General features: G+C 37.8%; 14 protein-coding genes. 7 read left to right on the forward strand and 7 right to left on the reverse strand.

The features are described 5' to 3' along the window. Nucleotides 1-18 precede the first annotated feature (18 nt). Entirely contained in the window at nt 19-1,590 is a 1,572-nt protein-coding gene (gene guaA, locus DYE19_RS05725) for a glutamine-hydrolyzing GMP synthase (RefSeq protein ID WP_115322929.1), read from the forward strand. Nucleotides 1,591-1,695: 105 nt separating this feature from the next. Here guaA and DYE19_RS05730 read toward each other — a convergent pair whose 3' ends face one another. Further along, nucleotides 1,696-2,049: a c-type lysozyme inhibitor gene (locus tag DYE19_RS05730; protein WP_115322930.1), complete on the reverse strand. Its 354-nt coding sequence runs from the start codon at nt 2,047-2,049 to the stop codon at nt 1,696-1,698. A 277-nt stretch (nt 2,050-2,326) separates the two neighbouring features. Between DYE19_RS05730 and accA the strand changes: the two genes are divergently transcribed. The 3 genes from accA (at nt 2,327) to tilS (ending at nt 5,603) form a co-directional block, all read left to right on the forward strand. Continuing rightward, nucleotides 2,327-3,280: an acetyl-CoA carboxylase carboxyl transferase subunit alpha gene (gene accA / locus DYE19_RS05735; RefSeq protein WP_049215988.1), complete on the forward strand. Its 954-nt coding sequence runs from the start codon at nt 2,327-2,329 to the stop codon at nt 3,278-3,280. Nucleotides 3,281-3,364: 84 nt separating this feature from the next. Next, a complete protein-coding gene (gene pdxY / locus DYE19_RS05740) occupies nt 3,365-4,225 on the forward strand; it encodes a pyridoxal kinase PdxY (RefSeq protein WP_115322931.1) in 861 nt (286 codons plus the stop codon). A 55-nt stretch (nt 4,226-4,280) separates the two neighbouring features. Continuing rightward, entirely contained in the window at nt 4,281-5,603 is a 1,323-nt protein-coding gene (tilS, locus tag DYE19_RS05745) for a tRNA lysidine(34) synthetase TilS (RefSeq protein ID WP_115322932.1), read from the forward strand. A 46-nt stretch (nt 5,604-5,649) separates the two neighbouring features. Here tilS and DYE19_RS05750 read toward each other — a convergent pair whose 3' ends face one another. Next, nucleotides 5,650-6,963: an NCS2 family permease gene (locus DYE19_RS05750; protein WP_115322933.1), complete on the reverse strand. Its 1,314-nt coding sequence runs from the start codon at nt 6,961-6,963 to the stop codon at nt 5,650-5,652. A gap of 150 nt (nt 6,964-7,113) precedes the next feature. After that, nucleotides 7,114-7,518 carry a DUF805 domain-containing protein gene (locus tag DYE19_RS05755; RefSeq protein WP_115322934.1) on the reverse strand — a complete coding sequence of 135 codons (405 nt, stop codon included), beginning with the start codon at nt 7,516-7,518 and terminating at the stop codon, nt 7,114-7,116. A 210-nt stretch (nt 7,519-7,728) separates the two neighbouring features. On the opposite strand from DYE19_RS05755, the gene galE reads away from it, so the two are divergent. The 3 genes from galE (at nt 7,729) to adk (ending at nt 10,824) form a co-directional block, all read left to right on the forward strand. Continuing rightward, nucleotides 7,729-8,745: a UDP-glucose 4-epimerase GalE gene (gene galE / locus DYE19_RS05760; protein WP_115322935.1), complete on the forward strand. Its 1,017-nt coding sequence runs from the start codon at nt 7,729-7,731 to the stop codon at nt 8,743-8,745. Nucleotides 8,746-8,747: 2 nt separating this feature from the next. Then, the gene (locus DYE19_RS05765) at nt 8,748-10,031 is read left to right on the forward strand and encodes an AmpG family muropeptide MFS transporter (RefSeq protein ID WP_049216001.1); all 1,284 of its coding nucleotides are present in this window, start codon (nt 8,748-8,750) and stop codon (nt 10,029-10,031) included. A gap of 148 nt (nt 10,032-10,179) precedes the next feature. Continuing rightward, complete coding sequence (gene adk / locus DYE19_RS05770) at nt 10,180-10,824, forward strand: adenylate kinase (protein ID WP_049216003.1); 645 nt, start codon at nt 10,180-10,182, stop codon at nt 10,822-10,824. A 66-nt stretch (nt 10,825-10,890) separates the two neighbouring features. Here the strand turns inward: adk and sucD are convergent, their stop codons facing one another. From sucD to odhB, 4 genes are all read right to left on the reverse strand, one after another. Next, nucleotides 10,891-11,760, reverse strand: coding sequence for a succinate--CoA ligase subunit alpha (gene sucD, locus DYE19_RS05775; protein ID WP_049216005.1), 870 nt, complete (start codon nt 11,758-11,760; stop codon nt 10,891-10,893). Between the two features lies 1 nt (nt 11,761). Continuing rightward, a complete protein-coding gene (sucC, locus tag DYE19_RS05780) occupies nt 11,762-12,928 on the reverse strand; it encodes an ADP-forming succinate--CoA ligase subunit beta (RefSeq protein WP_115322937.1) in 1,167 nt (388 codons plus the stop codon). A gap of 97 nt (nt 12,929-13,025) precedes the next feature. Next, nucleotides 13,026-13,406 carry a VOC family protein gene (locus tag DYE19_RS05785; protein ID WP_115322938.1) on the reverse strand — a complete coding sequence of 127 codons (381 nt, stop codon included), beginning with the start codon at nt 13,404-13,406 and terminating at the stop codon, nt 13,026-13,028. 86 nt (nt 13,407-13,492) lie between these two features. Next, entirely contained in the window at nt 13,493-14,716 is a 1,224-nt protein-coding gene (gene odhB, locus DYE19_RS05790; protein WP_115322939.1) for a 2-oxoglutarate dehydrogenase complex dihydrolipoyllysine-residue succinyltransferase, read from the reverse strand. Nucleotides 14,717-14,725: the final 9 nt, after the last annotated feature.

Below are 14,725 nucleotides of genomic sequence, written 5' to 3' on the forward strand. Positions count from 1 at the left end.
ACAACGAAGAGAACTTAAATGAACAACATTCATAATAATAAAATTCTAATTTTGGATTTCGGTTCACAGTATACTCAACTGATTGCGCGTCGTGTGCGTGAAATCGGTGTTTATTGTGAACTTTGGGCTTGGGATGTTTCCGAAGCAGATATTCGTGAATTTAATCCAACGGGTATCATTCTTTCTGGTGGTCCTGAAAGTACCACTGAAGAAAATAGCCCTAGAGCACCAGAATATGTTTTTAATGCGGGTATACCTGTGCTTGGTATCTGCTATGGCATGCAAACTATGGCAATGCAATTGGGTGGCTTAACAGAAACATCAAACCATCGTGAGTTTGGTTATGCATCTGTTGATTTAAAAACAACTGATGCACTATTTGCAAAATTAAATGATGATTTAACCAATACAACACCAAAATTAGACGTTTGGATGAGCCACGGAGATAAGGTCACTCGTTTACCAGAAAATTTCCAAGTCACAGGTGTGACTCCAACTTGTCCAATAGCGGCGATGTCGGATGAAAGCCGCCGTTTCTATGGCGTACAATTCCATCCTGAAGTTACTCACACGAAAAGTGGCTTAGAGTTATTAACCAACTTTGTAGTAAATATTTGTCGCTGTGAACGTAATTGGACAGCAGAAAACATCATTGAAGATGCGGTTGCACGCATCAAAAAACAAGTAGGTGATGATGAAGTAATCTTAGGTTTATCAGGTGGCGTTGATTCGTCTGTCACAGCTCTCTTATTACATCGTGCTATTGGTAAAAATCTACATTGTGTTTTTGTTGATAACGGTTTATTACGCTTAAACGAAGCAGAACAAGTTATGGATATGTTTGGTGATAAATTCGGTTTAAATATCATTCATGTTAACGCAGAAAATCGATTCTTAGAAGCATTAAAAGGAATTGATGAGCCAGAAGCAAAACGTAAAACGATTGGTAAAGTCTTTGTTGATGTATTTGATGACGAATCGAAAAAATTATCCAGTGTCAAATGGTTAGCACAAGGCACAATCTATCCTGATGTGATTGAATCTGCTGCGAGCAAAACAGGTAAAGCACATGTGATTAAATCACACCATAACGTAGGCGGTTTACCTGATTACATGAAATTGGGCTTAGTCGAACCATTACGCGAATTATTCAAAGATGAAGTACGTAAAATTGGCTTAGCATTGGGCTTACCTGCTGAAATGTTAAATCGTCACCCATTCCCTGGCCCTGGCTTAGGCGTACGTGTATTAGGTGAAATTAAAAAAGAATATTGTGATTTAGTACGTCGTGCTGATGCAATCTTTATGGAAGAATTACATGCTTCAGGTTGGTATTACAAAGTGAGTCAGGCGTTTACTGTGTTCCTACCTGTAAAATCAGTTGGTGTGATGGGAGATGGACGCAAATATGATTGGGTTGTTTCCTTGCGTGCAGTTGAAACTATCGATTTTATGACCGCACATTGGGCACATCTGCCTTATGATCTTTTAGGTAAAATCTCAAATCGTATTATCAATGAAGTCAATGGTATTTCTCGTGTTGTTTATGATGTCTCTGGCAAACCACCAGCAACAATAGAGTGGGAATAATTTTTCTTTTATTGATTTCAAATAATAAAGCCCTGATAGTTTTTTCAGGGCTTTTCATTTAATTCGAGCTATTTTTAATAACATTCATAGCAGCAACTTAAATTATTACTCAGTCACACATTCGCCTAGAATAAGTTTATCATCACCAAATAACATCGCCTGATTTCCTTTGGTTTGAAGTTGATAAGTATAATTTTTATTAATCGCTTTATAATTTGCACCAGAAGCTGATTTCACTAGTTCCATTGGAATCATTTCATCTACTTGATTAATAATCGCAAAGGAATCTTGTGCTGTATTGATAAAAATCACATCTAATGTATTCTTTCCCTCACAGCTATAAACAACTTTTGTTAACTCTCCTTTTGAACTTGATTCAATGATAGTAGCTTGTGCTGTAATCGCGGTGGTTAAAGGAAGTATAGCTAATACTAACAATGTTGCTTTTTTCAATTTCATAAATACTCCTAATTTAGTTTTATTACGTTTTACTACGCACTCCTTTTGACAAATATAAAAGAATAAAAGTTCAGTTAAATATTTTTTTAATAAAAAATATAGCCTAAATAATAAGATTTATTTGCCAATAGTTAATTACAAAACAATGGTATAACAAGTAAAACAGAACATGATTTTTTACAAAAAAAAGCATACAATATGGGCTATATTTGCACCTTGAAAAAAATCTTGATAAAGTGCGGTACAAATTTGTGCTAATTTGAAAACAGGAAGAAAAATGAGCCAAGAATATTTAGATTTTGAATTACCTATTGCGGAACTTGAAGCCAAAATTGAATCACTTCGTTCTGTCGCAAGCCAAGATAATGAAATTAATCTTGATGATGAAATTGCGCGATTGCAGAAGAAAAGTGCAGAGCTTACTCAAAAAACCTTTGCTAATTTAGATGCCTGGCAAGTTTCAAAAATGTCTCGTCACCCAAATCGCCCTTACACTTTAGATTATATTGAACGTATTTTCACTGAGTTTGAAGAGCTTGCAGGCGATCGTGCTTTTGCTGATGATAAAGCGATTATTGGTGGTTTAGCTCGTTTAGATGGTAAACCTGTTATGATTATTGGGCATCAAAAAGGACGTACAGTAAAAGAAAAAGTTAAGCGCAATTTTGGTATGCCCGCGCCAGAAGGCTATCGCAAAGCATTACGTTTAATGCAAATGGCAGAACGTTTTAATTTACCTATCATTACTTTTATTGATACACCAGGCGCATATCCTGGTGTAGGTGCAGAAGAACGAGGACAATCAGAAGCTATTGCTCGTAACTTACGCGAGATGTCGATGTTAAAAGTTCCTGTGATTTGTACTGTCATTGGTGAGGGTGGTTCAGGTGGAGCTCTCGCAATTGGTGTTGGCGATAAAGTGAACATGCTACAATATAGCACCTATTCTGTTATTTCACCTGAAGGTTGCGCATCAATTCTTTGGAAAAGTGCGGATAAAGCATCAACTGCTGCTGAAGTAATGGGGTTAACTGCAAATCGTTTAAAAGAACTTAATCTGATTGATAATATCGTTGAAGAGCCTTTAGGTGGAGCACATCGTGATTTTGATATCATGGCACAAAACTTAAAACAACGCTTACTGGCTGATCTTGCTGATTTAGATATGTTAGATCAAGATAATCTGCTTCATCGACGTTATCAACGATTAATGGATTATGGTTATATATAAATAATCATCTATTTAACGGCATAATACATTCCCATGTATTATGCCGTTTTTGATCACAAAATAATTTTTATTTTAGGAGTCATCATGAAACATATTTTATCAATTCAATCACATGTTGTTTATGGTTATGCTGGTAATAAATCAGCAACCTTTCCTATGCAACTTTTAGGAGTTGATGTTTGGGCACTCAACACGGTACAGTTTTCTAATCATACCCAATACGGCAAATGGACTGGTATGGTTATCCCAAAAGAACAAATTGGTGAAATTGTACGTGGTATAGATGCGATTGATGCAATACATTTATGTGATGCAGTTGTTTCTGGTTACATTGGTTCTGCTGAACAAGTAGAGGAAATTATCAATGCTGTTCGCTTTGTCAAATCAAAAAATCCAAATGCCCTTTATTTATGCGATCCTGTAATGGGACATCCAGATAAAGGCTGCATTGTTGCAGATGGCGTGAAAGAAGGTCTAGTGAATTTAGCTATGGCAGAAGCTGATTTAATTACACCAAACCTAGTCGAATTACGTGAGTTGAGTGGTTTACCTGTTGAAAATTTTGAACAAGCATTAGAAGCAGTGAAAGTAATCTTATCTAAAGGACCTAAAAAAGTACTCGTTAAACATTTAAGTAAAGTAGGTAAAGATACGACACAATTTGAAATGCTATTAGCGAACCAAGAAGGCATGTGGCATATCAGCCGACCATTACACCAATTTAAAAAAGAACCTGTAGGAGTAGGCGACTTAACGGCTGGCTTGTTTATCGCAAATCTACTTAATGGGAAATCTGATATTGAAGCTTTTGAACACACAGCAAATGCTGTGAATGATGTCATGACAGTGACACAGCAACAAGATAATTATGAATTACAAATTATCGCAGCCCGAGAACATATAGTACATCCTATCAGTCAATATAAGGCTGTAAAAATCGCTTAATATGAAATCGAAAGGGCGTTACAATTAACGTCCTTTTATTTCAATTAATGAGCTTATGTTATTAAACAGATTCCAAACCCAAATTGACAATTACGCTGCAACACAAATCCACTTTTTAATTGGGTTCAGTGGAGGATTGGATTCCACAGCTTTGCTACGCTTATTCACAAAACTTCGTGAAAAACGACCGCACTTACAACTAAGAGCTATTCATATTCATCATGGACTAAGTCCTCATGCTGAGAATTGGGCAAAACACTGCCACAAAATTTGCAGCCAACTAGAAGTACCATTGCTAATAGAAAAAGTCCAAGTAAATCCTCAGCGTGGTATTGAAGCTGGGGCACGAGAAGCACGTTATAAAGCTATTGCACAACATATTTTACCTAACGAAATCTTAGCAACAGCTCACCATTTACAAGATCAAACTGAAACCTTCTTCCTTGCCTTAAAACGTGGGAGTGGTTTACAAGGACTAAGTGCAATGCAAATGCAGGGAAATGTCTATAACGTGCCTGTTCTTCGTCCTCTTCTTGCTTTTTCTCGTCCAGAGTTAGAACAATTTGTGCAATCTGAAGAGCTCGACTGGGTGGAAGATGAAAGTAACAACGATAACCGCTATGAGAGAAATTTTCTACGTAATGAGATTTTACCTACATTACGTCAACGCTGGACATATTTTGATTCCGCAGTACAACGTTCAGCACTGCATTGTTTTGAACAACAGCAATTAATCAATGAATTATTAGCAGATGAATTTGCTCAAAACTTTGATAAAACTGACCGCTCTTTCAATATTCAGCCATTCGTACAATACTCAGTTAGCAAACAAAAAGCATTGCTACGTCTATGGCTCAATGAATGGCAATTACCAATGCCGTCGTTAGCTCAACTTGAACAGATTATTCAAGACGTCATCTTTGCCAAAACTGACAGTAATCCATTATTCCAATTAGGTGAAAAGGTTGTTCGTCGTCATCAACAAAAATTGTATTTGACGCCACAATTTACTGATATTTCAACACATAAAATCGATGTTAAAGTAGGTGAAAAAATTTGCTTACCTGATAATTTAGGTACATTAACGCTTACTCAGCAAGCCGATAAATTTCTGCTGCAATGGAAAAATGAACAGCTTGTGACACAAGAGTTACCTTTCACAAATGCCCCAATTCAAGTACGTTTTAGCTACGCTGGTAAAGTACGTTTAACGGAAAAATCCGCTAATAAAGAAATGAAAAAAGTTTGGCAACATTTCAACGTACCAGTGTGGCAACGCCAGCGTATTCCACTGATTTTCTATGGTGATAAGCTGAAAAGTGCGGTGGGTTTTTTTGAAGTTTTGGATGATAAAAATAAGAATGAAAATAAAAATTAAGAGCAGAATATTCTGCCCTTAATTTTATATGCTCGGCGTAAACAAATTAAATTGCCCAACCACCTACATAGAATGCGACTAAAGCAACAGCGATCACGATAGTACCGATATTTAATTTTTTATATTCACCAGAAACTAAACGACCAATCACTAATGTTGCGAAACCTAACATGATACCCGTTACAATATTTGCAGTTAATACGATAAATACTGCACAAACTAAACCACTCATCGCTCCGATGAAATCATTGAAGTCTAATTTACTCACATTACTTAACATTAACAAACCTACATACATTAACGCTGGTGCAGTTGCATAACCTGGTACTAGAAATGCTAATGGCTGGAAGAATAACATTAATAGGAATAATACGCCTACAACAACTGCAGTGATACCAGTTTTACCGCCTGCCGCCGTTCCCGCTGCAGACTCAATATATACTGCTGCTGGCGCGGTACCGAACACACCAGAAAAAATGCTACTTACAGAGTCAGATGTTAACGCTTTACCACCATTGATAATTTGACCATCTTTATCTAATAAGTTTGCTTGGCCAGCAACTGCGCGGATTGTACCCGTTGCATCGAATACAGCTGTCATCACAAGGGCAAATACCACAGGTAAAATAGCAGGTTGTAATGCCCCCATAATATCTAATTGTAAGAATAATGAGTTTTCACCGAAAGTTGGCATTTGGAAAACTTTACCACCAAATTTTACATTTGGATCGAAGATTAAACCTACGATAGTGATTGCAATAATCACCCATAAAATGCCACCTTTTACTTGCATTCTTTCTAAGCCGATAATTAATGCCAAGCCGATTAATGACATTAATACAGGAAATGAAGTGAATTCGCCTAATTTTACAGGTAAACCCGCTTGGTTACTCACTACTAAACCCACCCCATTTGCTGCAATTAGTAATAAGAATAAACCGATACCAATACCTGCCCCATGTGCAATGCTGATTGGTAAATTACGTAAAATCCATGCACGAATGCCTGTTGCAGAAATTAATGTGAATACAACCCCCATTAAAAATACCGCACCTAACGCGACAGGAATACTCACTTGTTGACCTAAAACTAAACTGAACGCAGTAAAAGCGGTTAATGAAATCGCACAACCAATTGCCATAGGCACATTTGCCCATAAGCCGATTAAGATTGAGCCAAAACCCGCGACTAAACATGTTGCAATGAATACTGATTCCGGGGGAAAGCCTGCTGCACCAAGCATATTTGGTACAACAATGACAGAATACACCATAGCCAAAAACGTTGTTAATCCCGCGATCACCTCTTGGCGAACACTTGAACCACGTTGAGTGACTTCAAAATATTTTTCTAAAGACATATTGTTTCCTTAAATTAAAGTAGTAAAGTAAAAAAATAAGCGCATATTCTACGCTAAATTTTCTAATAGTAAACGTTTGCGTAATTGATTTTATCTAAATTCTAAAAAAATTGGCACCATTTAGGTGCCAACAAGAAGTTAACGAAAAAACTAACTGACTAATGTTGTTTTATTTTTAGGTTCATCTTTAAGCTCATGAGCTTTAGGATCTTGACCAAAGCGATTGCTACCTGACGTTCCCTTAAAACCACAGAAAATCAGCACCACTAATGACCCTATTGGAATGATATTAAGTAAAACCCACCAACCGCTATAATTAATATCATGTAAGCGTCGCGCTGACACGGCTAATGTCGGCAAAAACGTAGCTAAAACATAAATACTAGAGATAAGCCCAGTCTTTTTTTCTATATCAAAAGTACCAAGATTGATATCAATAAAAACCAGTGCTGAAATAATCAGAAAATGAATCAAACTGTACATCCAAAATTCTTTTCGTCTTGCTCGTCCACTAAACGTCGCATAATTTTTTAAGACTGTTAAATACCAATTCATTGTGTTTCACCCTCAATCAAATAATCATTGTTAAACGAGATTAGTTCATTAAATATACTTTTCAATTTACTGAAAAAACCTGTGAGAGTAAATGGTGACTTTACTAATTTTTATCCTATTTCTTTCCCTTCAGAGCAGAAAGTTTTATACTGTGAACAGTTTTTTATTCATAAATAACATTAACAAATTAAAGCAACTAAGGATAGAACTATGGCAATTCTTGTTACAGGTGGTGCTGGTTATATCGGCTCGCATACTGTTGTTGAACTACTTAATGCAAATAAAGATGTTGTTGTTTTAGATAATCTTTGTAACGCTTCCCCAAAATCTCTCGAACGTGTATCCCAAATCACGGGTAAAACAGTCAAATTCTACCAAGGCGATATTTTAGATAGTGTACTTTTACAAAAAATCTTTGCAGAAAATAAAATCCAATCCGTGATTCACTTCGCAGGGCTAAAAGCCGTTGGTGAGAGTGTACAAAAACCAGCGGAATACTATATGAATAACGTAACAGGATCGCTCATTTTAATCCAAGAAATGAAAAAAGCTGGCGTGTGGAATTTTGTATTTAGTTCTTCTGCCACGGTTTATGGTGACCCAGAAATTATTCCGATTACTGAACATTGCAAAGTCGGCGGCACAACCAACCCTTACGGCACCTCAAAATTGATGGTAGAGCAAATTTTAACAGACGTTGCTAAAGCAAACCCTGAATTTAGTATCACTATCTTACGCTACTTCAACCCTGTGGGCGCACACGAAAGTGGCTTAATTGGTGAAGATCCAAACGGTATTCCAAACAACTTATTGCCTTATATCAGCCAAGTAGCCATCGGTAAATTACCACAACTCTCTATTTTTGGTAGCGATTATGATACTCACGACGGCACCGGGGTACGTGATTATATCCACGTTGTGGATCTTGCTATTGGTCATATTAAAGCGCTTAATCGTCACGAAGGCGATTCTGGTTTACACATTTATAATTTGGGAACGGGCACTGGCTACTCTGTATTAGATATGGTGAAGGCCTTCGAGCAAGCCAATGACATCAAAATCCCTTATAAACTTGTAGATCGTCGTCCTGGTGATATCGCCACTTGTTACTCTGATCCAAATTTAGCGAAAAAAGAGCTCGGTTGGACAGCAGATCGTGGTTTGGAACAAATGATGAAAGACACTTGGAATTGGCAAAAAAATAACCCGAAAGGCTATCGAGAATAATTATGCAAAATAAACCAAGCTTATTGTCACAAATATTTAGTCGTAATATGCTGCTCTGTATTTTTACAGGGTTCAGCTCTGGCTTACCCTTATATTTGCTATTTCAGATGGTGCCTGCCTGGTTATCTTCAAGTAATGTAGATGTAAAAACTATTGGCTTTTTTACTTTGATTGGTTTTCCTTACACTTGGAAATTTATCATTTCACCACTACTCGACCGCTATTATCCTAACTTTTTAGGTCGTCGTCGTAGTTGGATGTTTATGACCCAAGTAGGCTTACTCGGGCTGATAGCTCTACTTGGTCAATATAACCCAGCAGAGAATATCCAAACTGTTGCCATCATTTCAACGACAATTGCTGTATTTTCTGCGGTGCAAGATATTGTCATCGATGCTTACCGTCGTGAAATTTTAAGTGATGAAGAACTTGGTTTAGGTAATTCTATTCATGTTAATGCTTACCGTATTTCTGGATTAATCCCTGGCGGCTTATCCTTAATTCTCGCAGATAGCTTAGCTTGGGATATGGTGTTCATCTTCACCGCTTTATTCATGATCCCTGGTTTGATTCTTTCATTATTCCTCAGCAAAGAACCAAATGTGCCACAAATTGACCGCTCTTTACCGTTCTATCATACTTTTGCACTGCCATTTAAAGAGTTCTTTGGTCGTAAAGGTGTTGCTTCTGCATTAGGCTTAATCCTCTTTATCTTCCTGTATAAATTTGGTGATTCCCTTGCGACATCATTACAAACCAAATTTATTTTAGACATGGGCTTCAGTAAAACAGATATCGGAACCGTTGTGAAACTAAACTCACTATGGGCATCGATTATTTCAGGAATGTTAGGCGGTATTTTGATGCTGCGCATCGGTATTAACCGATCATTATGGTTATTTGGTTTTGTACAATTAATCACTATTCTCGGTTTTGTGTGGATGGCAAGTTACGGCAAATTCGAAACCATAGGCTCATTTGAATTTTTTGTTTTAACCGTTGTAATTATTGGTGAATATATTGGGGTTGGTTTAGGTACCGCAGCATTTGTGGCATTTATGGCGAGAGAAACTAACCCACTTTATACTGCAACACAACTTGCGATTTTTACTAGTTTAGCAGCGATTCCAAGCAAGATCTTTAGCGCATTTTCGGGTGTAATTGTAGCAGATTACGGTTATTATACTTTTTTTTGGATCTGTTTCTTTGCTGCGATTCCTGGCATGCTAATGTTATTTAAAGTCGCGCCTTGGCAAGATAATACTCAGCAAGATAAACAAATTTAACGTGTTTTCAATGGTTGACATTTCTGATGAATTGGGCAACCATTAATTGTTTTGTTACTAAAAACAATGAAAAATAATACCGCACTTTTACGACTCTATTAAAAAAGTGCGTTTAAAAATACGACTATTTTAATCAACAGAGGTCATTATGAAAATTATCCTATTAGGTGCACCAGGTGCGGGAAAAGGAACACAAGCACAATTTATTATGAATAAATTTAATATCCCACAAATTTCAACAGGGGATATGTTACGTGCTGCGATTAAAGCAGGAACCGAATTAGGTAAACAAGCAAAAACCTTAATGGATGCAGGTCAATTAGTGCCTGATGAATTAATTATTTCATTAGTTAAAGAACGTGTAGAACAAGATGATTGCGTTAAAGGTTTTTTACTTGATGGCTTCCCACGTACAATTCCACAAGCGGATGCATTAAAAACAGCAGGTATCCAAATTGATTACGTTTTAGAGTTTGATGTACCCGATGAAGTGATCGTAGAACGTATGAGTGGTCGTCGAGTCCACCAAGCATCTGGTCGTACTTACCATGTGGTTTACAACCCACCAAAAGTGGAGGGTAAAGATGACGTCACAGGAGAAGACTTAATTATTCGTGCGGATGATAAACCTGAAACCGTATTAGATCGCTTAAAAGTCTATCACTCAACAACTAAACCATTGGTGGACTACTACCAAGCAGAAGCAAAAGCAGGGCATACGCAATACTTCCGTTTAGATGGAACTAAAAAAGTCGAAGAAGTCAGTCAAGAATTAGATTCAATCCTTGCTTAATTTGCTTACATCAAATAAAAAGGCTGTGTTAAACAGCCTTTTTTGTTATCTTTCCCAAAGTGCACTTTATTTTAAGAGAGACTTTAATGCAGTGCCTATTTCTGCCAAACTTCGTACAGTTTTCACGCCTGCTGCTTCAAGTGCTGCAAATTTTTCGTCTGCTGTGCCTTTACCACCACTGATAATTGCGCCAGCATGGCCCATACGTTTGCCTTTTGGTGCGGTCACGCCCGCAATATAACTCACAACGGGTTTAGTCACATACTCTTTAATAAAGGCTGCGGCTTCTTCTTCCGCTGAACCACCGATTTCACCGATCATCACAATGGCTTCCGTTTGAGGGTCATCTTGGAATAATCTTAAAATATCAATAAAGCTTGAGCCTGGGATTGGGTCGCCACCAATACCCACACAAGTCGATTGACCAAAACCTTCATCCGTTGTTTGTTTTACTGCTTCATAAGTTAATGTACCTGAACGTGAAACAATACCGATTTTGCCTTTTTTATGGATATGACCCGGCATAATTCCGATTTTGCATTCTTCAGGTGTAATCACACCAGGACAGTTAGGCCCAATCATACGTACGCCAGCTTGAGTTAAGCGTTGTTTCACTTGTAACATATCTAATGTAGGAATACCTTCCGTGATACAAATCACCAATTTAATCCCTGCATCAATGGCTTCTAAAATTGCATCTTTGCAACCTGGTGCTGGTACATAAATTACCGTTGCAGTTGCACCTGTTGATTCAACTGCATCACGCACAGTATTAAATACAGGCAAACCTAAATGAGTAGTGCCCCCTTTACCTGGTGAAACACCACCCACTAATTGCGTACCATAAGCCAGTGCTTGTTCAGAGTGAAATGTACCTTGACCACCCGTAAAACCTTGGCAAATCACTTTTGTATCTTTATTAATTAAAATAGACATATTATTTTCCCTCCGCTGCTTTCACTGCTTGGATCGCAGCATCAGTCAATGTGTTTGCCGCAATAATATTCACGCCACTGTTTGCTAAAATTTCACGACCTAAAGGTGCATTGTTACCTTCTAAACGGACAACAACAGGTACGTTTACACCCACTTCATTCACTGCTGCAATAATCCCTTCAGCAATTAAATCACAACGCACTATACCCCCGAAGATATTCACTAACACCGTTTTTACTGCACTATCAGATAAAATAATTTTGAAGGCTTCTGCTACACGTTCTTTAGTTGCACCGCCACCTACATCAAGGAAGTTAGCTGGTTGACCGCCGTGTAATTTAATGATGTCCATTGTGCCCATTGCTAATCCAGCACCGTTCACCATACAACCGATGTTACCTTCAAGAGCGACATAGTTTAATTGATGAGATTCAGCCAATGCTTCGCGAGGATCTTCTTGGCTTGGATCTTGCATTGCTTTTAATGCTGGTTGACGGTATAACGCATTGCTATCGACGACGATTTTTGCATCTAAACAAAGCAAGTTGCCTTCTTTGGTCACCACTAATGGGTTCACTTCTAAAAGCGCTAAATCTTTTTCCACGAACATTTTTGCCATTTGCACAAAAATATGCGCGAATTGTTTAATTTGGTCTCCTTTTAAACCTAATTTAAAGGCAAGCTCACGCCCTTGATATGGCATTCCGCCTGTTAATGGATCAATTGCCATTTTATGTAATAAGTGCGGTGTTTTTTCTGCCACTTCTTCGATATTCACCCCGCCCTCTGTGGAAACCATAAATACAACACGTTGAGAAGCACGATCAAGTACAGCACCTAAATACAATTCACGCTCAATGTTTGAACCCTCTTCCACATAAATGGTGTTTACTGGCTGACCATTTGCATCGGTTTGGAAAGTCACGAGGCGTTTGCCTAACCATTGTCCTGCGAAATTACGAACTTCCGCTTCATTGCGTACTAATTTCACACCACCAGCCTTACCACGTCCACCAGCATGAACTTGGCATTTTGCGACCCAAACATTACCACTGAGTTTTTTAATTGCTTCTGCTGCTTCATCCGCATTTTTACACGCATAGCCTTTGCCAACTGGTAATTGATATTCAGCAAAAATTTGCTTCGCTTGATACTCATGTAGATTCATTGTGTTGTATTCCTCATCGTTATATGATCAGCTCATCTTTACAGCTAATTATTTATTACAAGCAATGGATAAATGTAACTATTTTAAATTGACTAAGTTACTGCATTGAATGCAAGCCAATACGATTGCCTTCAGAATCTTCAATAACAGCATAAAATCCTTCATCGCCAATGCTCGTTTTTTCTTGTAATAACTTACCACCAAATTGAGTTGCTCGTTCAGCCTCTACTGCGCAGTCTTCACAAGAAAAGAAAAGAGTAAAATTATTTCCTCTAACAACAGGAAAATTTTTATCTTCGTATAACATGCCACCAATACCATATTGCTCATAGTCTGTTGAAAAGAAACAAACACTAACAGGTTCGCCAGACGGGCAATCCCCAATTGTTAGCTGTGCTTGAAAAACATCTTCATAAAATTTTTTGGCTCGTAATAAATTATCAACATGAATTTCAAACCAAGAAACAGGATTTCTCATATTCGCCTCTTAACAGTATTACAAAGGGTGATAAAAGTGCGACCAACTCGAAAAATTTTTAATAATCGACCGCACTTAGTAGGTGATTAAATTTCTAAGAGCAAGCGTGTTGGATCTTCAAGTAGCTCTTTGATTGTCACTAAGAAACCGACTGACTCACGTCCGTCAATTAAGCGATGATCGTATGACAACGCAAGATACATCATCGGGCGAATGACCACTTCACCGTTCACTGCCACTGGACGATCTTTGATGGCATGCATACCTAAAATCGCGCTTTGTGGTGGATTGATGATTGGTGTTGACATTAATGAACCAAATACGCCGCCGTTAGTAATAGTAAAATTACCACCAGTCAGATCTTCTACAGTTAATTTACCGTCACGACCTTTATCAGCTAGCGCTTTAATTTCTTTTTCAATATCTGCCATACTTAATTTATCGCAGTTGCGTAATACTGGAGTAACCAAACCTCTCGGAGTTGAAACTGCAATGCTAATATCGAAATAGTTGTGGTAAACGATATCATCACCGTCAATAGAGGCATTCACTTCAGGATAACGTTTTAACGCCTCTACTACTGCTTTGATATAAAATGACATAAAACCTAAACGAGTACCGTGTTGTTTTTCAAATTTCTCACCGTAAGTTTTACGCAGTTTCATAATTGGAGCCATATCTACTTCATTAAAAGTAGTTAACATCGCAGTGCTATTTTTCGCTTCGAGTAGACGTTCAGCAATACGTTTGCGTAAGCGGGTCATTGGTACACGTTTTTCTTCGCGATTACCTACATTGAAATTCGCTGGAGCTGGTTTGATTTCTGCTTTATTCGCTTGTTGCGCTTTTGCTGCTAACACTTTTTCTACATCTTCACGCGTGATGCGACCACCTACACCTGTACCTTTAATGTCTTCCGCATTTAAATCATGTTCTGCAATTAAACGACGTACACCAGGGCTTACTGAATCTGCGCCAACGGATTCAGTAGTCAGTGTTGCATTATGGCGATCAGCAGGAGTTGGTTCTTGTGTTGCAATTGATTCTTTAGTCACACCACCTGCAACCGCTACAGTAGAAAGTTTACCGAGAAGCTGTTTGCTGATAACAGTCGCCCCTTCTGCTTCAATAATTGTTTCTAATACGCCATCCGATACGGCAGGAACTTCTAACACTACTTTATCCGTTTCAATTTCAACTAAGATTTCATCACGTTTTACAGTATCACCTACTTTTTTATGCCATGTTACCACTGTTGCATCAGCAACTGACTCAGGTAAATCTGGTGTAATAATCTCAAAATTGCTCATTGTTTTTTC

It is taken from the genome of Pasteurella canis (genome assembly GCF_900454865.1).
Taxonomy (GTDB): domain Bacteria; phylum Pseudomonadota; class Gammaproteobacteria; order Enterobacterales; family Pasteurellaceae; genus Pasteurella; species Pasteurella canis.